Raw genomic sequence first — 18,832 nt, 5'->3', positions numbered from 1 at the left:
CCCCACATTCACCCACGCGATAATTCCCGTCTGTTTCCTCATAAAAAATAACCACTTATTTATTATGACTATTTTCGTATCGCGTTTATCTCTCTGGCTGGCAGCACTGGCCGTCGTCGCCGTCATGGCGCTTCCCGCCCGCGCCAACACCTGGCCGCTACCGCCGGCGGGCAGCCGCGTTGTGGGGCAGAACCAGTTTCACGTCGTGCAAAACAACGGAGGTTCACTGGAGGCTATCGCCAAGCGCTACAACGTCGGCTTCCTGGCCTTGCTGCAGGCCAACCCTGGCGTCGACCCTTATGTGCCACGGGCCGGAAGCGTCCTGACCATTCCGCTACAGACCCTGTTACCCGATGCGCCACGCGAAGGTCTGGTGATTAATCTCGCCGAACTGCGCCTCTATTATTACCCGCCGGGTAAAAACGAGGTCACCGTCTACCCTATCGGTATTGGTCAACTGGGGGGCGATACGATTACGCCCACTATGGTTACCACCGTCTCCGACAAGCGGGCCAACCCGACCTGGACGCCAACCGCCAACATTCGGGCCCGCTATAAAGCGATGGGGATAGACCTCCCTGCCGTGGTGCCTGCCGGGCCGGAAAACCCGATGGGCCATCACGCCATTCGCCTTGCGGCCTACGGCGGTGTCTATTTGCTGCATGGTACCAATGCTGATTTTGGTATTGGCATGCGCGTCAGCTCCGGCTGCATCCGTCTGCGTGATGATGACATCAAAACGCTGTTTAACAAGATCACCCCAGGCACCAGAGTCAACATCATCAACACGCCGATTAAGGCCTCCGTTGAGCCGGACGGAACGCGTCTGGTGGAAATCCACCAGCCCCTGTCCAAACATCTGGATGACGATCCGCAAACTCTGCCGATAGTCCTGAACAGCACGATGGAGAGCTTTAAACAGTCACCGGCAACCAATCAGGAGGTGATGAACTACGCCATGGAACTGCGCTCAGGCATGCCGATTAACGTGACCCGCCACCATGTGGCGCACGAGCAAGCAATGTAAGGGAATCAGTCGGGCTCCCGACATGAAAAAAAACCGCCTGCAGGTAACCTGACAGGCGGTTTTTTTATGGATATCTCACAAACAAGATAACGCGAAAGGTCGACATGCAGCGGTCTCATAAAGGGGTGAGAACCGCCTCACGTCTGTGGCATAGCAGGGAACATCTTACAGCGTACTACTCGCGAGCTGATAAAGGGGTCAGGCTCGCGTATTGTCAGTGGCATGACAGGGGTAAAACAGACTTATTTATAGATAACAGCTGTTCCGTGCAGGGTGTTCGGACCCGTGACGGAAGTAATACGGAAAGAGGTGGCGCCCATTTCTTCCGCTTTTTGTGCCAGCTGATCTTCCAGAGAACCTAAGTTGGTGCCAGCGGTCGCGGAAACGGTACCAATTTTGTGTTGGTTAGCTGGAGTGGATTGCACTTCAACAGCAGCAAAACTGGCGAAAGAGAGAGAGCTCAGCACAGCGGCCAGCGTCAGAGTTTTGATGTTTTTCATGATTATTATACCTATGCAGATGATTTTAGTAGGGTCGCAAGAATTAACTTAACGATCGATAGGTAAATATTAATGTGATCCATATCACACGTCAAATCATTTTTATAACGATCGTTTATTTATTTATAAACAACTTAAAATTCATACATATATGAATTATTTATTTTTGCGGGTTCGGCGCTGGTAGGTTGCGGCGTTTATTTTTATAATGCCCACTCAACAAACCAACATAGGTACAGCGGCACCATGACAACTGACGTTCAAAGTTGCGTAAAAAAAAGCCGTGGCCGACCAAAAGTGTTCGACAAGGAAGCGGCGCTGGATAAGGCCATGGCACTTTTCTGGCAGCACGGCTACGAGGCAACTTCTCTTGCCGATCTTGTAGAAGCGACCGGGGCAAAAGCGCCGACGCTGTATGCGGAATTCGTCAACAAAGAAGGGTTATTCCTGGCGGTACTCGATCGCTATATTTCGCGCTTCGCGGCCAGGCACGAAGCGGTGCTGTTTGCCGAGGATAAATCTGTCGACCAGGCGTTGCGCGACTACTTCACCGCCATCGCGACCTGCTTTACCAGCAAAGATACGCCGGCGGGCTGTTTTATGATCAACACCTCAGCGGCACTGGCGGCCTCGTCAACCGATATCGCCAACACCATCAAATCGCGCCATGCGAAGCAAGAGCAGACCCTGGCCCAGTTTCTGCAGCAGCGTCAGCTACGCGGAGAGCTCCCGGAAAAAGGTGACGTCCAGCAGCTGGCGCAGTTTTTGAACTGCGTTTTACAAGGGATGTCTATCAGCGCGCGCGAAGGCGCTGACTTCGAGAAACTGATGCGCATCGCCGACACCACGCTGCGGCTGTGGCCACAAATCCTTCAGCACTAATCTGCACTGCCGCCCGGTGACACTCGCCACCGGGCCTTCACTCCCTTCCTGCTTTAACCTTATTTTTATTAATGTTTTCATATTATTAAGTCGTTATTTTGTTGTAAATGATATTGATAACGATAATCAATATGTGCAAAATTCGCATTTGCTTTTCGAAATATTTCAGTCTGTAACCGTCGGGGCATCAGTCCCGGAATAAAAAAACAACGCTGCAATTAACTCATAAAAGGAATGCGAATGAACACGCGTCTCTGGGTGCTTAACCCACTGCTGCTGGCTACTGCCCTGCCCGCGTTTGCCGCACAGGTCGATGAAGAAAACATTATCGTGAGTGCCAACCGAACCCATCGCACCGTCGCCGAAATGGCACAAACCACCTGGGTTATCGAAGGTCAGGAAATTGAACAGCAGGTACAGGGGGGCAAGGAGTTTAAAGACGTACTGGCCCAACTGATCCCCGGTATTGACGTCAGCAGCCAGGGACGCACTAACTACGGTATGAACATGCGTGGCCGGGCCATCGTGGTACTGATTGACGGCGTGCGCCTCAATTCATCCCGTACCGACAGCCGCCAGCTCGATTCTATCGATCCGTTCAATATTGAACACATTGAAGTGATTTCTGGTGCCACCTCTTTGTACGGCGGTGGCAGTACCGGCGGCCTGATCAATATCGTCACCAAAAAAGGTCAGCAGGAACGCCAGGTGGACCTTGAGCTCGGCGGTAAAACTGGTTTTGCCAACAGCAACGACCATGACGAGCGAGTGGCGGCGGCAGTCAGCGGTGGAACCGATCACGCTTCCGGGCGTTTATCTGTCGCCTATCAGCGCTTCGGTGGCTGGTATGACGGCAATAACGATGCGCTGATCCTTGATAACACCCAGACCGGCCTGCAGCATTCTGACCGCCTGGATGTCATGGGTACTGGGACGATTAACATCGACGAAAACCGCCAGCTGCAGCTGGTGACGCAATACTATAAAAGCCAGGGGGACGATTACGGCCTCTATCTTGGCAAAAATATGTCGGCAGTCACCGGTGACGGGAAAGCCTACACCACCAACGGGCTGGACTCTGACCGCGTTCCCGGTACCGAACGCCATCTGATTAGCCTGCAATATTCCGACGCCGATTTCTATGGCCAGAACCTGGTCAGCCAGATCTACTACCGCGACGAGTCGCTGAGCTTCTATCCCTTCCCAACGCTCAGCAAAGGCCAGGTCAGCAGCTTCTCCTCCTCAAAACAGGATACCGATCAGTACGGCGCGAAAATCACCGTCAACAGCCAACCACTTGACGGCTGGGATCTGACCTGGGGACTGGATGCCGATCACGAGACCTTCAACGCCAACCAGATGTTCTTCGACCTCAATACCTCGATGACATCCGGCGGCCTGCACAACGACGCGATTTACACCACCGGCCGCTACCCGGGCTACAGCATCACCAACCTGGCGCCGTTCCTGCAAAGCAGTTATGACCTTAATGATATCTTCACCCTGAGCGGCGGCGTGCGCTATCAGTGGACGGAAAACCGGGTCAATGATTTTGTCGGCTATGCTCAGCAGCAAGACGTGGCGAACGGCAAAGTCAACTCGGCTGATGCCATCCCGGGTGGCAAAACCGATTACGATAACTTCTTGTTTAACGCCGGGATTGTCGCCCACCTCACCGACCGCCAACAGACCTGGTTCAACTTCTCACAAGGGGTCGAGCTTCCGGATCCGGGGAAATACTACGGCATCGGTAAATATGGCGCGGCGGTAAACGGCAACTACCCGCTGCTGTCGAGCGTCAACGTCGGCGACTCGCCGTTGCAGGGGATTAAGGTCAACTCCTACGAGCTGGGCTGGCGTTACACCGGCGATAACCTGCGCACGCAGCTGGCGGCATACTACTCCACCTCAGACAAAACCATCGTCGTTAACCGCACCGATATGACCATCGACGTACAGTCTGACAAGCGACGTATTTACGGCGTGGAAGGCGCGGTTGACTACGCCTTCCCGCAGAGCGACTGGAGTACCGGTGCGAACTTCAACGTTCTGAAATCGCAGGTGAAGACGGATGGTAGCTGGCAGAAATGGGATGTCACCCTTGCCTCGCCATCGAAAGCCACCGCCTGGGTCGGCTGGGCGCCGGATCCGTGGTCACTGCGCGTGCAGACCCAGCAGGTCTTCGATCTGAGTGACGCCAGCGGCAACAAGCTGGATGGCTACAACACCGTCGACTTTATCGGCAGCTATGAACTGCCGCTGGGTAAACTGACCTTCAGCATTGAAAACCTGCTGAATGAAGATTATGTCACCGTCTGGGGTCAACGAGCGCCGCTGCTGTACAGCCCGACCTACGGCAGCAGCTCACTGTATGAGTACAAAGGTCGCGGACGCACCTTTGGTCTGAACTACGCCCTGAGCTTCTGATAAAAAAAGCCCCCCAGCCTGAAAGGATGGGGGGCTTATGGTGAATGGCATCTTTTTTACGCTTTATTGTTCAGAATTAACTGGCCGTTGTTGTCCAACGGAATTTGCGTGCCGGGATCGCGATCCATACGGATTTTGCCCTGCTGGTCGCCAATTTTATAAGTGACGTCGTAACCCAGCATTTTATCCGACTTATCGTACACCGTTTTGCAGCGCTGCTGCGTTGTGGTGTAGGTATCGCCTTCCTGCATCGCCCCCTGGATCTGGTTGCCGGCATAGCCGCCACCCAGCGCGCCCGCTACTGTCGCTACGCTACGACCGCGACCGCCGCCAAACTGATGACCGATAACACCACCCGCCACGGCACCCAGTACCGAACCGGCAATGCGGTTTTCATCCTGCACCGGACGACGATGGGTTACGGTGACGTTACGGCACTCCTGACGCGGGGTTTTTACCGTCTCTTTAATCGGTGTACTGGAAACCACCTGCGCATATTGCGGTCCGCGATCTAACACGTTCAGACCAGCGACGGCTGCTACGCCCAGCGCGGCAGCGACGCCAATCCCTATACCCGCCAACATTGATTTATTCACGGGACATCCTCCCTTGTTGCTGATAACCGTAATTTTGCGATCGCGCAGGGAACCTTGCAAATGAGAAAGCGGATGAAAAATGCGAGAAGCAGCGGCAAATAGCGGGGATTCAGAGGAATCTGAGACGATATAGCGAGCAAAGCAGACGGATATTCTGGAAATAACCCGGCGAGTCGACGCTTCGCCGGGTGATGGCTCCGGACAGGCTGATGGCCTGCTCCGGACGCTAATGATTCAGGACATTAGTGCAGTTTCAGACGCGGGCGAATAATACGGTTGATACGCCCTACCAGCATCATCAGCCCGGTTTTGCAGTACCCGTGCAGCGCAATCTGGTGCATGCGGTACAGCGAGATGTAGACAAAGCGCGCGATACGCCCTTCCACCATCATCGAACCGCGCATCAGGTTACCCATCAGGCTGCCGACCGTCGAATAGTTGGACAGCGACACCAGGGAACCATGGTCTTTATAGACGTAGGATTTCAGCGGTTTGTCTTTCATCTGCGCCAGAATATTGTTCAGCGCGCAGGTAGCCATCTGATGCGCGGCCTGCGCACGTGGAGGTACGAATCCACCTTCCGGGCGCTCGCAGGAGGCACAGTCACCGATAGCATAGATGTCCGGATCCAGCGTCGTCTGCAGCGTTGGCTGCACCACCAACTGGTTAATGCGGTTGGTTTCCAGACCGCCGATCTCTTTCATAAAATCAGGCGCTTTGATCCCCGCAGCCCAGACCATCAGGTCGGCATCGATAAACTCGCCATCCTTGGTGTGCAGGCCGTTGGCGTCGGCGCTGGTGACCATGGTTTTGGTCAGCACGCGCACGCCAAGCTTGGTCAGTTCGCTATGCGCCGCGCCGGAAATACGCGGCGGCAACGCCGGCAGAATGCGCTCACCGGCTTCCACCAGCGTCACGTTCAGCGCGTCGTTGGTCAGCCCTTTGTAACCGTAGCTGTGCAGCTGTTTCACCGCATTATGCAGCTCAGCAGACAGCTCAACGCCGGTCGCCCCGCCGCCGACGATAGCGATATTCACTTTACCGTTAGCACCCAGGTTGGCCGAGTACTTCAGAAACAGGTTCAGCATCTCCTGGTGGAAACGACGCGCCTGGTGCGGATTATCAAGGAAAATACAGTTTTCTTTGACGCCCGGGGTGTTGAAATCGTTGGAGGTACTCCCCAGCGCCATCACCAGGGTGTCATACGGCAGCTTACGTTCCGCTACCAGCAGTTCGCCCTTCTCGTCACGCAATTCCGACAGGGTAATGGTTTTGGCTTCACGATTGATATCCGCTACGGAACCCAGCTGGAACTGGAAGCCGTGATTGCGGGCATGCGCCAGGTAGCTCAGCGCATCAACACCTTCATCGAGTGAACCGGTCGCCACTTCATGCAGCAACGGCTTCCATAAATGACTATGGTTACGATCGACCAGCGTGATTTTCGCTTTTTTATGACGTCCCAGCTTTCTTCCCAGCTGAGTCGCCAGTTCCAGCCCGCCAGCGCCGCCACCTACGATGACGATTCTTTTCAATGGTGTAGTCACGAGACCCCCTAAAATTATTAACCAATTGTTAATTAAAAGTTATAAAAATAGCTCTTATTTAACAACAGGTTACAACAGTGAAACCATTCAGCGATATTGAGAATACCATGAACGGGTCATTGGTCATACCAAAATTGATATGCATCAAGTTTTACCGCATGTTTTTTGAGCGGGCAATAAAAATGGCATAAAAAACCCGCTGTATGGTCATACAACGGGTTGTGGGGAGGGGTCAGCCGAGGGTCTTAAAGGCTTTTATACGCTGCAGATGCGGTGAGATGTTTTTGAATTTATGGGTCTGCTCGTTATCCCAGATTATCTCATAGTAGTGATGTAGCAGGTCAGCGGAACGCTGGCTGTCCAGCGCCTCATCCTGACGAGAGAGAATCACCAGGCAACGGTCGCGATTTTTTTCGCGGAAGTTGTTCACGCATTTGGTGCCGATATCCGCGTACTCTTCAGGCCGGTCAATCTTGCCTTCCATGTTTTCAGCCGGAAACAGATTGGGGTTGAAAACCGCCTGACGGACATCGCACAGAAAGCCGATCCGTTCTGCCCAGTAACCGCCCAGACCCACACCGCAAATCAGCGGCCGATCGTCGGTATTGAGCTGCAGCATTTTGTCGACCTCTTTTAACAAATGCTGCATATCATGTTTCGGGTGCCGCGTGCTGTAACTTATCAGGCGCACATCGGGATCGATAAACTGCAGCTGGAGCACCTTTTCATGGTTGCCGGGGCTGTTTGAGTCAAAACCGTGTAAATAGATAATCATCGCATCCTCACCAGACTTCAGGTCAATTACGCAGACTTCGCCTCTTGCCAACGCGCGTGGAGCTGTTCCAGCTGCGCATTAACCGTCTTCCAACGGGCAGAATCCCTTAACTCCTGACGGGTAAATGAACCTTTATGATACAATTTCGTAACACGCTCTGCTTTGATCGGCGACAGGTTATCCAGCACGCTGACCGCCCCCTTACGATTATTGCAGACCAGGATCATATCGCAACCGGCATCCAGAGAGGCCTGCCCGCGTTCAGCATAGCTGCCCATGATTGCCGCCCCTTCCATCGACAGGTCGTCGGAGAAAATCACCCCGTCAAACCCTAGCTCGCCGCGCAGCACCGTCTTCAGCCAGTGTGCCGAACCGCTGGCCGGACGTGGGTCGACGTCGCTGTAGATAACGTGTGCCGGCATAATGGCATCGAGGCGGTTCTCCGCCACCAGGGTGCGAAATACCGCCATATCCCGGGCCCGGATCTCGGCTTCTGCGCGAGGGTCACGCGGCGTCTCTTTATGAGAATCGGCGGTCACTGCGCCGTGTCCCGGGAAGTGTTTGCCGGTGGTTTTCATACCAGCGTCGTGCATCCCGTCAATAAAGTGACGGGCAATGGCCAACGCTTTCTGCGGATCCTCATGATAAGAGCGCTCGCCAATGGCGGCGCTGATATGCCCGACGTCCAGAACCGGCGCAAAGCTGATATCAATGTCCATGGCAATCATTTCGCTGGCCATTAACCAACCGGCCTCGGCCGCCAGCGCCCCACCAGCTTCCATACCCAGCAGGGCAGCAAAAGATTGCGCGGCAGGCAGACGGGTAAAGCCTTCACGAAAACGTTGAACGCGGCCCCCTTCCTGATCGACCGCCACCACCAGATGGTTGCGTGAAGCCTCGCGGATCTGGCGAACCAGTTCCCGTAGCTGTGCCGGATCGTGGTAGTTACGGGTGAATAAAATCAATCCGCCAACCAGAGGATGCGCCAGAATCTCGCGCTCTTCTGCATCCAGTTCAAACCCTTCAACATCCAACATTACCGGACCCACACTGACCTCTCTTATCCTTTTATTCTTTGTCTAACTGACACCATGTTTCATCTGCCAGCGTGATAAATTGCCGGTCGCCGGTCTGCTGCCAACGACGCTCATACCAGCCCGCCATCAATAAGATGACCCACGGGCGCCAACGTTGAACCTGTCGCCATAGCTGGCGCTCATCAATACGCGCCAGCCGGGCATAATCGCTCACTAGCTGGCGATGCGCCTCAGAGGCGATCCACACCGCCGCCAGCTCCAGCGCGATGTCACCATCGCCTGCATATTCCCAGTCGATCAGCCGCAAGGTCGTTCCGGCGTGGACGATATTGCCGGCGTGCACGTCCATATGTAACGGCGCCAGACGCAGAGGACGAGGTTCACCACGCCGCAGCAAACGGCGGTACCAGCGCAACCATAATGGCGTACGCCGTGCGCTATTGCACTGTTGCCAGTAGCGTGTAAGTAGTGACGTCAGCGCAATACGCCAGCCCAGCCGCGGCTGCTGGTGCAGATGATACAATAATCCCGCCAGCTGCGGACTGCCCGGCAGCGCGCTTTTTATCTCGCCCGCGCAATAATCCACCACCATCCAGTTCGGGGAGTAAAAACGCGCTGTGGGGACGATTGTCGCCGGCAGGCGAGACAACGTGCGATACTGACGAAGGAAGTCGCTGATGGGGGCTTCAGGGTCGTGCGGCTGGCGAAGCACCAGCCGTCTGACACCATCGCTGATAATACAGCTGCCGCCGCTCAGGCCTTGCTGGCCCGGGTCGACGACAGGTGAATAGCGGGGAAAATAGCGCGACAACACCTCATCGCGCGTCAGTTTACTGTTGCTGAACTGCACCTTTACCTGACCAAATAATCTCGCCAGTCTGCACCAGCATCAGCTGCATTTTCAGCTCCGGCGAATTGACGTTGCCGGTGGCGTTAGAGTACAGCACGTACTGCGCGCCGACGGTGCGGGCAATGCCCATCGCTTTACTGCGGCTGCCAAGGCTATCCTGCGGCGACAGGCCAAGCTGCTGTTTTGCCACGTTCAGCTGCTGAGCAGAGACCAGGGTAAATTTTCCATTGCCGCTCAGGGCATTACGCAGTGCGCTGGTGGCATCGGCGGCGTTGAGAGAACCGTTGGTGCGGTTATTCACGCTGTCGACCAGCAAAATGCTCCCGGCACTGACGCCGCCGGCCTGCAGCATTTGCCCTGCCAGCGGTTGAACAGCAGCATTCCAGTCGTAATGACGCACGCGTGGCGCCGGCTGTGCCGGTTGCTGCTCGTGCTCGATCGGCCCCGGTTGCTCAGGAATGGTCGGCACCGAAGGCACCGTCGGGACCGTTGGCTGAGGCTGAGCGGGCTGCTCAGGCTTCGGCTTAGCCTCCTCGACGGGAGCAGGCTCTTGACGTTGCCCGACGCACCCAGCAAGGAATATCGCCAGTGCTGTGATTAACGCATAGCGACACATTTTAATCATTACAATTACCCCTTACAGATAAAGATAAAGGCGGGCTTTGTGCGCCCCCAGAAGATTTGCGCTGCCGTATAAGGTGACGGAGGAGCGTGCTGGCACCGTGATGCTGCGGGCCGGTTCCAGCGGATGCATTTCCAGCCCTCGTGCGTCATACCAGAAGAAGCGGTAATGCACGACGATCGGCTCCGACCGTTCATTAAACAGTCGGGAGGTGGCAGTGGCCTGAATCTCTGACGCGGTGACCGACGGTGGATCGGCGCTGATGCCCGCCGCCAGCACGTTGGATTCCATCACCAGCGTCTGTTGTTCGCCTACCGGGATTTCCGGATGTGAACCGCACCCAGCCAGGAGTACCGCCGCCAGAAGTGTGCCGAAATGAGCTGCGCGCATCGATTAACCTTTATGTGCCAGCATCGGACCCAGCGGGCGACCGCCCAGCAGGTGCATGTGGATATGGTAAACTTCCTGACCGCCGTGGCGGTTGCAGTTGACGATCAGGCGATAGCCGTCGTCAGCCAGACCTTCGTCACGCGCAATTTTCGCGGCAACGGTCATCATGCGGCCCAGCGCCAGTTCATGTTCAGTGGTCACATCGTTGACGGTCGGAATCAGGATATTGGGGATGATCAGAATGTGGGTTGGCGCCTGAGGGGAAATATCGCGAAATGCGGTCACCAGTTCGTCCTGATAAACCATATCCGACGGGATCTCCCGGCGAATGATTTTGCTAAAAATCGTTTCTTCTGCCATGACTGATTCCTTATAAATTTTTATACCGTGCTCTGGCCTGCCTCTGCAGATAAACGCGGATGCACAGGATTCGCCTAAGAGTATGAGCGAGTTACTCCCTCTCTTTCAACCTGATTGCGCTTTTTCTTATGCCACAACGCCGCTGGCTGCTGGCGGATTAATCATATCGCGGGTGACGACCTTTCGCCTGCCGCGCTGTTGCGTGTTGTTGAGAACTTTTCTTACGCTTATTTACACATTAAATACTAATGCGTATATTTCTCATTTGTATTCATTGAGAATGCAGTGCGCTCTAACACAACGATGACCGTGGCCGCAGAGCCCCGGCGCATAACAATAACCATTCGATTAAGGGTTCATGATGTCTCCCACTCTCCACTCCGGGGAATGGCGCCTCGCGCCTTCCCTGCTGGCTGTCGGCATTGCGCTGGCGCTGCACCCCACCCTCAGTTCCGCCGCCGACAACACTGAAGATACTATTATTGTAGAAGGCACAACGGACACCAGCGCTGAGGCGCAGCAGCAGGATTACAGCGTCAAAACCACCACTACCGGCACCAAGCTGCTGTTAGTGCCGCGGGATATCCCGCAATCCGTCAGCGTCATCAGCCAGCAACGCATGGAAGATCAAAACCTGCAGACCATCGGTCAGGTGCTAAGCAACACCACCGGGATCACGCAGCAGGTGCAGGACAGCGACCGTACGGTCTTTTATTCCCGCGGTTTTTTTGTCAGTAACTACGCCTACGACGACCTTCCGACCTCGATCAGCGAAGTGTGGAACTTTGGCGATACCACCACCGATACCGCGATTTATGACCGTATCGAAGTGGTGCGCGGCGCCACCGGCCTGATGAGTGGCTCAGGCAATCCATCAGCCTACGTCAATATGGTGCGTAAACATGCCGATAGCCGTGAGTTCAAAGGCAATGTCTCCGCCAGCTACGGCAGTTGGGACAAGCAACGTTACGTGCTGGACTTGCAGGCTCCTCTGGTCGAATCAGGCAACGTGCGTGGACGCATGATTGCCGGCTACCAGGATAACGATTCCTGGGTCGACAACTACCACTACCGCAAAAAATTCCTCTACGGCGTGATAGATGCCGACCTCACCGACAGCACCACCCTGTCGCTGGGCTATGAGTATCAGGAAAGCACCACCGAAGACCCAACCTGGGGCGGACTGCCGACCTGGTATAGCGATGGCAGCAAAACTCATTACAACCGTAGCGATACCGTTGCGCCGAACTGGGCATACTCCGATAAAGACAGCAAAAAGGTGTTCGCTAACTTCACCCAGCGCTTCGATAACGGCTGGGAAGCGCACATCAACGGTATGCACACCGATACTAACTTCGATACCAAAATGATGTACATGTACGGTTACCCGGATAAGGACACCGGAAATGGCATGGTGGGATACGGCGGCTGGAACCGCGGTGAACGTAAACAGGACGCGGTTGATGCCTTCCTGCGCGGGGGCTTTGACCTGTTTGGCCGCCAGCACGAAATGATGATCGGTGGCAGTCTCAGCCGTCAGCGTAACCACTACGATAACTCGCTCCCGGATTCGCTGTACGGGATGGTGGATGTCGGCAGTTTCCGTAACTGGAACAGCAATATTGCCGACCCGCAGTGGACCGACTGGCAGCTGTACAGCAAGGACGACATTCGTCAGTCATCGGCCTATACCTCGGCCCGCTTCTCGCTGGCTGACCCGCTGCACCTTATCCTTGGCGCCCGCTATACCAGCTATAACATTCGTTATAACCCTGCCGGTTCGCCGCAGACGCGCCTCGAAAGTACCAAAGATGATGTGACCCCGTATGCCGGCGTGGTGTATGACATCAACGATGCCTGGTCGGCCTATGCGAGCTACACCTCGATTTTCCAGCCGCAGGATAAGCGTGATGCCAACGGCCGTTATCTCGACCCGACAACCGGAAAAAGCTACGAAGCCGGCGTCAAAGCCGACTGGTTTAACACCCGCCTGACCACCTCGCTGGCCATCTTCCGCATCGAGCAGGATAACGTGGCCAACAATACCTATACCTACCTGCCGAGCGGCGAGTCTATCTACGAGTCGCTGGATGGTGTGGTTAGTAAAGGGGTGGAGTTCGAGTTGAACGGCGCGCTGACCGATAACTGGCAGCTTACCTTTGGTGCGACCCGCTATATTGCCGAAGATAAGAGCGGTAATGCCGTGAGTTCCGACCAGCCGCGAACCACCATGAAACTGTTCACCCGCTATCAGCTGCCAATGATGCCGGAGCTGACCGTTGGCGGTGGGGTTAACTGGCAAAGCAAAATCTGGAATGACGTGAGCGGCGGGCCAAACGGTCGTGATTACATCGATCAAGGCAGCTATGGCCTGGTGAATCTCTTCAGTCGTTATCAGGTGACCAAAAACTTTGCTCTGCAGGCGAATATCAACAACCTGTTTGATAAAGAGTACTACGACTATGTCGGCTCCTACCTGGTATATGGCGCCCCGTTGAACGTCTCGGTATCCGCCAGCTACGACTTCTAACCTCCTCCTTTCCGGGCAGACATCCTGCCCGGGTATCGACTTTATTTCAGACAATAAAAAAGGCAGCCATTCGGCTGCCTTAGTCTCCCCACATCACTACTTAGTTGCTGCGGATGTACTCATCCATTTCAGTTTTCAGGTTATCGGATTTAGTCCCGAAGATAGCCTGAACACCTGAACCTGCAACAACCACACCTGCAGCACCCAGTTTTTTCAGGCCAGCCTGATCAACTTTTGCCACGTCAGCAACGCTGACACGCAGACGGGTAATACATGCGTCGAGGTTAGTAATGTTTTCTTTACCGCCGAAGGCTGCAATCAGTGCTGGCGCCATTTCGCTGGTCGCACCGACTTTGCTGTCTTCAGTCGAATCTTCACGGCCCGGCGTTTTCAGATCCAGTGCTTTAATCAGCACGCGGAAGACAACGTAGTAAACGATGGCGTAGCAGATACCGACGATCGGGAACAGCCACAGTTTGCTGCTATTACCGGACAGAACGATAAAGTCAATCAGACCGTGTGAGAACGACGTACCGTCACGCATACCCAGCAGGATACAGATCGGGAATGCCAGACCAGCAAGAATCGCGTGGATGATGTACAGGATCGGCGCAACGAACATGAAGGAGAACTCGATCGGCTCGGTGATACCGGTCAGGAACGAGGTCAACGCTGCGGAGATCATGATACCGCCCACTTTCGCGCGGTTTTCCGGTTTAGCGGAGTGCCAGATAGCGATAGCAGCAGCCGGCAGACCGTACATTTTAAACAGGAAGCCGCCAGACAGTTTACCTGCAGTCGGGTCACCTGCCATGTAGCGCGGGATATCGCCGTGGAAGACCTGGCCTGCGGCGTTGGTGTATTCACCAATCTGCATCTGGAAAGGAACGTTCCAGATGTGGTGCAGACCAAACGGTACCAGGCAACGTTCGATGAAGCCGTAGATACCGAATGCCACAACCGGGTTCTGATATGCAGCCCACTGAGAGAAGGTCTGAATAGCACTACCGATCGGTGGCCAAATGAAGGAGAGGATCACGCCGGTGAAAATAGCGGCCAGACCGGAGATAATCGGAACAAAACGCTTGCCCGCGAAGAAGCCCAGATACTCTGGCAGCTTGATGCGATAGAAGCGGTTGAACATGTAGGCTGCAATAGCACCAGAGATAATACCGCCAAGTACACCAGTATCTGCCAGGTGTTTGGCCGCAATTTCTTCAGCAGGTAAATGCAGAACCAGCGGTGCAACGACTGCCATGGTTTTCACCATGATGCCGTACGCCACAACGGAAGCCAGCGCAGAAACGCCGTCGTTATTGGTGAAGCCAAGTGCCACACCGATAGCGAAGATCAACGGCATATTGGCGAAGACTGAACCGCCCGCTTCTGCCATGACGTGGGAAACAACGGCTGGCAGCCAGCTGAAGTTTGCGGAACCGACGCCCAGCAGGATACCTGCGATAGGCAGTACGGAGACCGGCAGCATCAGCGATTTACCGACCTTCTGCAGGTTAGCAAATGCATTCTTAAACATAATTGAGAGTGCTCCTGAGTATTTGGTACTTTTTTACGCTTTCACGCATTGGCCCGGGGGGAGAACCGTGCCGTGGACAGGACATCTAAGCGCCCTTTATTTATTACACAGAGTAAAATAATTACCGAAAAGATTGTTTGACGGCTATCACGTTTCAATCAGTCAGCGCTGAAAAATTTACACCATCTTACATAAGCTGTATCTGGATGTTGCAAAAAGCCGTTCACCGCCTGTTTTGTGGCGGTGAACTTTACTCGCTTTGCGTATTAATTACGAGCCTTAAAATAATAGAAAGATCGACAGGTTACAGCCGGGAGGGGTCAATGTGGAACAGGCTGGCAAAGTTCTGTGTGGTCTGTTGTGCCAGCTGTTCGAGCGAAACGCCCTTCAGCACCGCCATGTACTCAGCAACGTCGCGCACCATCGCCGGCTGGTTCTCTTTGCCACGATGCGGAACCGGTGCCAGGTACGGCGAATCGGTTTCCACCAGCAGGCGATCGAGCGGCACATAGCGCGCGGCATCGCGTAGCTGCTCGGCGTTACGGAACGTCACGATGCCGGAAAACGAGATATAGAAGCCCATATCCAGCAATTTACCCGCGGTCTCCCTGTCCTCAGTGAAACAGTGTAGTACGCCACCGCAATCCGTCACCTTTTCTTCCTGCAAAATAGCCAGGGTATCGGCACGCGCATCACGGGTATGAACGATGACCGGCTTGTTGAGTTCGCGGCCGATGCGGATGTGGTCGCGGAACGAAGCCTGTTGGCGGGGTTTCGTTTCTGGCGTGTAAAAATAATCCAGCCCCGTCTCTCCCATCGCGACAACGCCCTCTTCTGCCGCCAGCAGACGCAGTTCTTCAACGTCGTACTCTTCGTCCTGATTGAGCGGGTGAACGCCACAGGAGAAAACCACGTTGTCACGCGGCCCGACCAGCTCACGCATTCCGCGGTAACCCGGCAGGGTCGTGGCGACTGCAAGGAAAAACTTCACGTCACGCGCGGCGGCTTTTGCCAGCACATCGTCCACGTCTTTATGCAGCGTTTGATAATCCAGACCATCCAGATGGCAGTGGGAGTCGACTAAAAACATAATGTCTCGCTCAGAGGTGGGATACGGGAAGTACCGTCCCGGGTTGCAGGTAATGTTCCCAGCGCAGGAGGCGCTCGGTTAGCAGCAGTTCGCGATTGACGCCGACAACGTTCAGCAGCCGATCGCGGCAGGTACTGACATCGCGAGCAATGGCCTGTAACCGGGCAGCAGGCAGCGTCTGAGCCAGTTGGTTGACCAGCGTCCAGGCATCAGGGTTGCTCACCTGGGCAATGCCCTGTTGCCGTTTTTGTGCATCCAGCAGCAGCGATGCCAGCCAGTGCAGACGAACTGCAGCCTGTTCATGGTTCAGAATAGACAGCAGCGACAACCAGTCGCCGCTGGTTGTGACATTTTCCAGTGCCGCGATCAGCTGTTGGCGGGCGGCCCAATGGCTCTCCTGCAGCAGCTCCAGCGCGGCAGCGGGCGCGTTGGCGCTCAGTCGCAGCGCAGAAAGCAATGCTTCCTGCGGCAATGCCACCTCACGTTCCAGCCACGCCAGCCCATAGGATTCCGTCGGCGGCATCAGGTGATACATACGACAGCGGCTACGCAGCGTGGCTAGCAAACGTGCAGGCTCCTGGCTGACCAGGAAAAACCAGGTATTCTCCGGCGGCTCTTCCAGGGTTTTTAACAACGCATTAGCCGCGGCATCGGTTAACTGCGCGGCATCAGCGATCCACACCACCTTGGCGCCGCCGAGACGTGAACGCTCATACAGTTTTTCGTTGACGTCACGTACGGCGTCAATTCCAAGGGCGCTTTTGCCCTTTTCCGGCGCCAGGGTGTAGTAGTCGGGGTGCGTGCCCGCCTGCATCAGCTGGCAGCTATGGCAATGTCCGCAGCTTTTGTTCCCTTCAGGCTGCCGGCACATCAGATAACGACATAGCGCGTAGATAAGCGCATCGCCTCCCATGCCAGGCAGTGCCTGAAGCAGTAACGCATGGTGACCCCGTCCAGCCTGATAGCTGGCGACTAATTGCTCAAATGACGGGCGTAACCACGGGTACCATTTCATGCGCGTTGCTCCGCAACCCACTGGCTGATGAGCGCATGGATATCACGGGCGACAGCATCCAGCGGCTGAGTGGCGTCAATGGTGCGGATCGTCGGGTCCTGCGCCGCCAGCTCCAGATAACGAGCCCGGGTACGATTGAAGAAATCCAGCGACTCCTGCTCGATACGGTCGAGATCGCCGCGGGCACGCGCGCGTTTCAGCCCGACTTCTGGCGTCACATCCAGGTACAAGGTCAGGTTCGGACGGAAATCGCCCAGTACGGCATCACGCAGGGTAGCGAGCATAGTCTGGTCAATACCACGCCCTCCGCCCTGATAGGCCTGGGTCGACAGATCGTGACGGTCGCCGATCACCCACTGTCCGTTGGCCAGCGCTGGCTTAATCACCGTTTCCACCAACTGAACGCGGGCGGCATAAAACATCAGCACTTCGGCTTTGTCATTAATGACTTCATCGCCGGTGGACTGGATATCCAGTACCAGGCTGCGCAGTTTTTCAGCGAGAATGGTCCCGCCCGGTTCCCGGGTAAACACCAGATCGCTGATGCCCGATTGTTGCAGCGCCTCCACGACCAGATTGCGTGCCGTGGTCTTTCCCGCGCCTTCCAGGCCCTCGATGACAATATAATTACTGCGCATTTTTTTCCTTAAGTACTTTCAGATAATCCTGAACCGAGCGGTTGTGGCTGGCCAGATTAGTATTAAACGTATGCCCGCCCTTGCCGTCGGCAACAAAATAGAGATACGGCGACTTCGCCGGGTGGGCCGCCGCGTTCAGCGATGCCTCTCCCGGTGCGGCGATAGGCCCCGGCGGCATACCGGCGATCACGTAGGTATTGTAAGCCGTCGGCGTCTCGAGATCTTTGCGACTCAGCTTGCCATTATAGCTCTCACCCATCCCGTAGATCACCGTCGGGTCAGTCTGCAACCGCATGCCAATTCGCAGACGGTTAATAAATACCGACGCCACGCGGTCGCGCTCTTCCGCAACCGCCGTCTCTTTCTCAATGATGGATGCCATGGTCAGCAGCTGATTCTGGTCTTTGTACGGCAGGTTATCCATCCGCCCTTCCCAGGCTTTGTTGACCTGAGTGACCATTTTCTGATGCGCACGCTTGAGGATCGCCACATCGCTGGTATTGGCGGTATACATCCAGGTATCCGGCCAGAACCAGCCTTCAACCCAGTCCGCATGTTCAAGATCCAGAGCTTTGGCGACCGTAGCGTAGCTGTCGTCGGCAAGCGTATGTTTGACATAAGGCGCATCACGAAGCTGGCGCAGATAATCGCTGACCCGCATCCCCTCCACGAAACGCAGCGGGAACTGCGCCTCTTTGCCGCTACCCAACAATTGCAGCATCTCGCGCACCGTCATGGACGGCGTGAGGCGGTAGGTACCGGCTTTAAAATGGGATAATTCAGGCTCCAGGCGCAGCAACCATTGGAACACGCGTGGTCGGTTGATTAGCTTGTCGCCATAGAGCTGCTCGCCCAACGCCATGCGGCCGGTGCCAGCCTCCAGGGTGAAGATGGTCTCTTCTTTAATCAGCAGTTTGCTATCGGCAAGCTGGCGAACTTTCCAGATGCCCGCGCCGGCAGCAATGCCCAGCACCACCAATAACAGCAGGATAAAACGTAACATTTTCTTCAT

General features: G+C 55.3%; 18 protein-coding genes. 4 read left to right on the top strand and 14 right to left on the bottom strand.

Translation table 11 applies throughout. The features are described from left to right. The first annotated feature begins 64 nt into the window (after positions 1-64). Complete coding sequence (ldtC, locus tag ACMYSO_RS23695; RefSeq protein WP_434668467.1) at positions 65-1,027, top strand: L,D-transpeptidase LdtC; 963 nt, start codon at positions 65-67, stop codon at positions 1,025-1,027. Positions 1,028-1,269: 242 nt separating this feature from the next. Here the strand turns inward: ldtC and bhsA are convergent, their stop codons facing one another. Further along, positions 1,270-1,527: a multiple stress resistance protein BhsA gene (bhsA, locus tag ACMYSO_RS23690; RefSeq protein WP_434585460.1), complete on the bottom strand. Its 258-nt coding sequence runs from the start codon at positions 1,525-1,527 to the stop codon at positions 1,270-1,272. Between the two features lie 246 nt (positions 1,528-1,773). Between bhsA and ACMYSO_RS23685 the strand changes: the two genes are divergently transcribed. Beyond that, positions 1,774-2,409 carry a TetR/AcrR family transcriptional regulator gene (locus ACMYSO_RS23685; protein ID WP_434585461.1) on the top strand — a complete coding sequence of 212 codons (636 nt, stop codon included), beginning with the start codon at positions 1,774-1,776 and terminating at the stop codon, positions 2,407-2,409. A gap of 240 nt (positions 2,410-2,649) precedes the next feature. Further along, positions 2,650-4,836: a TonB-dependent siderophore receptor gene (locus tag ACMYSO_RS23680; RefSeq protein WP_434668465.1), complete on the top strand. Its 2,187-nt coding sequence runs from the start codon at positions 2,650-2,652 to the stop codon at positions 4,834-4,836. 56 nt (positions 4,837-4,892) lie between these two features. Here the strand turns inward: ACMYSO_RS23680 and ACMYSO_RS23675 are convergent, their stop codons facing one another. The 8 genes from ACMYSO_RS23675 to hinT all read right to left on the bottom strand — a co-directional run bounded on the left by ACMYSO_RS23675 (position 4,893) and on the right by hinT (position 11,013). After that, complete coding sequence (locus tag ACMYSO_RS23675) at positions 4,893-5,432, bottom strand: glycine zipper 2TM domain-containing protein (protein ID WP_434585463.1); 540 nt, start codon at positions 5,430-5,432, stop codon at positions 4,893-4,895. 242 nt (positions 5,433-5,674) lie between these two features. Continuing rightward, positions 5,675-6,979, bottom strand: a complete 1,305-nt coding sequence (locus ACMYSO_RS23670) for an NAD(P)/FAD-dependent oxidoreductase (protein WP_434668463.1) — start codon at positions 6,977-6,979, stop codon at positions 5,675-5,677. A gap of 232 nt (positions 6,980-7,211) precedes the next feature. After that, complete coding sequence (gene ycfP, locus ACMYSO_RS23665; protein WP_434668461.1) at positions 7,212-7,754, bottom strand: alpha/beta hydrolase YcfP; 543 nt, start codon at positions 7,752-7,754, stop codon at positions 7,212-7,214. 26 nt (positions 7,755-7,780) lie between these two features. Further along, entirely contained in the window at positions 7,781-8,791 is a 1,011-nt protein-coding gene (nagZ, locus tag ACMYSO_RS23660; protein ID WP_434668459.1) for a beta-N-acetylhexosaminidase, read from the bottom strand. A 31-nt stretch (positions 8,792-8,822) separates the two neighbouring features. Continuing rightward, positions 8,823-9,641, bottom strand: a complete 819-nt coding sequence (thiK, locus tag ACMYSO_RS23655; RefSeq protein WP_434668457.1) for a thiamine kinase — start codon at positions 9,639-9,641, stop codon at positions 8,823-8,825. Further along, positions 9,622-10,257 (bottom strand): penicillin-binding protein activator LpoB, encoded by a 636-nt coding sequence (gene lpoB, locus ACMYSO_RS23650; RefSeq protein ID WP_434587002.1) that lies wholly within the window; start codon positions 10,255-10,257, stop codon positions 9,622-9,624. The genes thiK and lpoB overlap by 20 nt, the downstream gene beginning before the upstream one ends. A 21-nt stretch (positions 10,258-10,278) precedes the next feature. Continuing rightward, complete coding sequence (locus tag ACMYSO_RS23645) at positions 10,279-10,653, bottom strand: YcfL family protein (RefSeq protein WP_434668455.1); 375 nt, start codon at positions 10,651-10,653, stop codon at positions 10,279-10,281. 3 nt (positions 10,654-10,656) lie between these two features. Continuing rightward, positions 10,657-11,013 carry a purine nucleoside phosphoramidase gene (hinT, locus tag ACMYSO_RS23640; protein WP_123753830.1) on the bottom strand — a complete coding sequence of 119 codons (357 nt, stop codon included), beginning with the start codon at positions 11,011-11,013 and terminating at the stop codon, positions 10,657-10,659. A gap of 358 nt (positions 11,014-11,371) precedes the next feature. Between hinT and fhuE the strand changes: the two genes are divergently transcribed. Beyond that, positions 11,372-13,543 carry a ferric-rhodotorulic acid/ferric-coprogen receptor FhuE gene (fhuE, locus tag ACMYSO_RS23635; RefSeq protein ID WP_434668454.1) on the top strand — a complete coding sequence of 724 codons (2,172 nt, stop codon included), beginning with the start codon at positions 11,372-11,374 and terminating at the stop codon, positions 13,541-13,543. Between the two features lie 100 nt (positions 13,544-13,643). On the opposite strand, the gene ptsG is transcribed toward fhuE, so the two are convergent. The 5 genes from ptsG to yceG all read right to left on the bottom strand — a co-directional run bounded on the left by ptsG (position 13,644) and on the right by yceG (position 18,832). After that, a complete protein-coding gene (gene ptsG / locus ACMYSO_RS23630; RefSeq protein WP_123753827.1) occupies positions 13,644-15,077 on the bottom strand; it encodes a PTS glucose transporter subunit IIBC in 1,434 nt (477 codons plus the stop codon). Positions 15,078-15,381: 304 nt separating this feature from the next. After that, entirely contained in the window at positions 15,382-16,167 is a 786-nt protein-coding gene (locus ACMYSO_RS23625; protein ID WP_434668452.1) for a metal-dependent hydrolase, read from the bottom strand. Between the two features lie 10 nt (positions 16,168-16,177). Further along, entirely contained in the window at positions 16,178-17,182 is a 1,005-nt protein-coding gene (holB, locus tag ACMYSO_RS23620; protein ID WP_434668450.1) for a DNA polymerase III subunit delta', read from the bottom strand. After that, positions 17,179-17,820 (bottom strand): dTMP kinase, encoded by a 642-nt coding sequence (tmk, locus tag ACMYSO_RS23615; RefSeq protein ID WP_434668448.1) that lies wholly within the window; start codon positions 17,818-17,820, stop codon positions 17,179-17,181. The genes holB and tmk overlap by 4 nt, the downstream gene beginning before the upstream one ends. Beyond that, positions 17,810-18,832 (bottom strand): cell division protein YceG, encoded by a 1,023-nt coding sequence (yceG, locus tag ACMYSO_RS23610; protein WP_434668446.1) that lies wholly within the window; start codon positions 18,830-18,832, stop codon positions 17,810-17,812. The genes tmk and yceG overlap by 11 nt, the downstream gene beginning before the upstream one ends.

The sequence above is a fragment of the Klebsiella sp. B345 genome, assembly GCF_051131735.1.
Lineage (GTDB): Bacteria > Pseudomonadota > Gammaproteobacteria > Enterobacterales > Enterobacteriaceae > Klebsiella.
Note: the sequence above shows the minus strand (reverse complement) of the source record. Positions and strands in the feature narration are given on the sequence as shown.

What these genes read in the sequence shown, in the direction of transcription:
- ptsG (WP_123753827.1), bottom strand. Translation starts at nt 15,077, where the DNA reads ATGTTTAAGAATGCATTTGCTAACCTGCAGAAGGTCGGTAAATCGCTG.
- bhsA (WP_434585460.1), bottom strand. Translation starts at nt 1,527, where the DNA reads ATGAAAAACATCAAAACTCTGACGCTGGCCGCTGTGCTGAGCTCTCTC.
- holB (WP_434668450.1), bottom strand. Translation starts at nt 17,182, where the DNA reads ATGAAATGGTACCCGTGGTTACGCCCGTCATTTGAGCAATTAGTCGCC.
- tmk (WP_434668448.1), bottom strand. Translation starts at nt 17,820, where the DNA reads ATGCGCAGTAATTATATTGTCATCGAGGGCCTGGAAGGCGCGGGAAAG.
- yceG (WP_434668446.1), bottom strand. Translation starts at nt 18,832, where the DNA reads ATGAAGAAAATGTTACGTTTTATCCTGCTGTTATTGGTGGTGCTGGGC.
- hinT (WP_123753830.1), bottom strand. Translation starts at nt 11,013, where the DNA reads ATGGCAGAAGAAACGATTTTTAGCAAAATCATTCGCCGGGAGATCCCG.
- ACMYSO_RS23680 (WP_434668465.1), top strand. Translation starts at nt 2,650, where the DNA reads ATGAACACGCGTCTCTGGGTGCTTAACCCACTGCTGCTGGCTACTGCC.
- nagZ (WP_434668459.1), bottom strand. Translation starts at nt 8,791, where the DNA reads ATGTTGGATGTTGAAGGGTTTGAACTGGATGCAGAAGAGCGCGAGATT.
- ACMYSO_RS23645 (WP_434668455.1), bottom strand. Translation starts at nt 10,653, where the DNA reads ATGCGCGCAGCTCATTTCGGCACACTTCTGGCGGCGGTACTCCTGGCT.
- ldtC (WP_434668467.1), top strand. Translation starts at nt 65, where the DNA reads ATGACTATTTTCGTATCGCGTTTATCTCTCTGGCTGGCAGCACTGGCC.
- lpoB (WP_434587002.1), bottom strand. Translation starts at nt 10,257, where the DNA reads ATGTGTCGCTATGCGTTAATCACAGCACTGGCGATATTCCTTGCTGGG.
- fhuE (WP_434668454.1), top strand. Translation starts at nt 11,372, where the DNA reads ATGATGTCTCCCACTCTCCACTCCGGGGAATGGCGCCTCGCGCCTTCC.
- ACMYSO_RS23685 (WP_434585461.1), top strand. Translation starts at nt 1,774, where the DNA reads ATGACAACTGACGTTCAAAGTTGCGTAAAAAAAAGCCGTGGCCGACCA.
- ACMYSO_RS23625 (WP_434668452.1), bottom strand. Translation starts at nt 16,167, where the DNA reads ATGTTTTTAGTCGACTCCCACTGCCATCTGGATGGTCTGGATTATCAA.
- ycfP (WP_434668461.1), bottom strand. Translation starts at nt 7,754, where the DNA reads ATGATTATCTATTTACACGGTTTTGACTCAAACAGCCCCGGCAACCAT.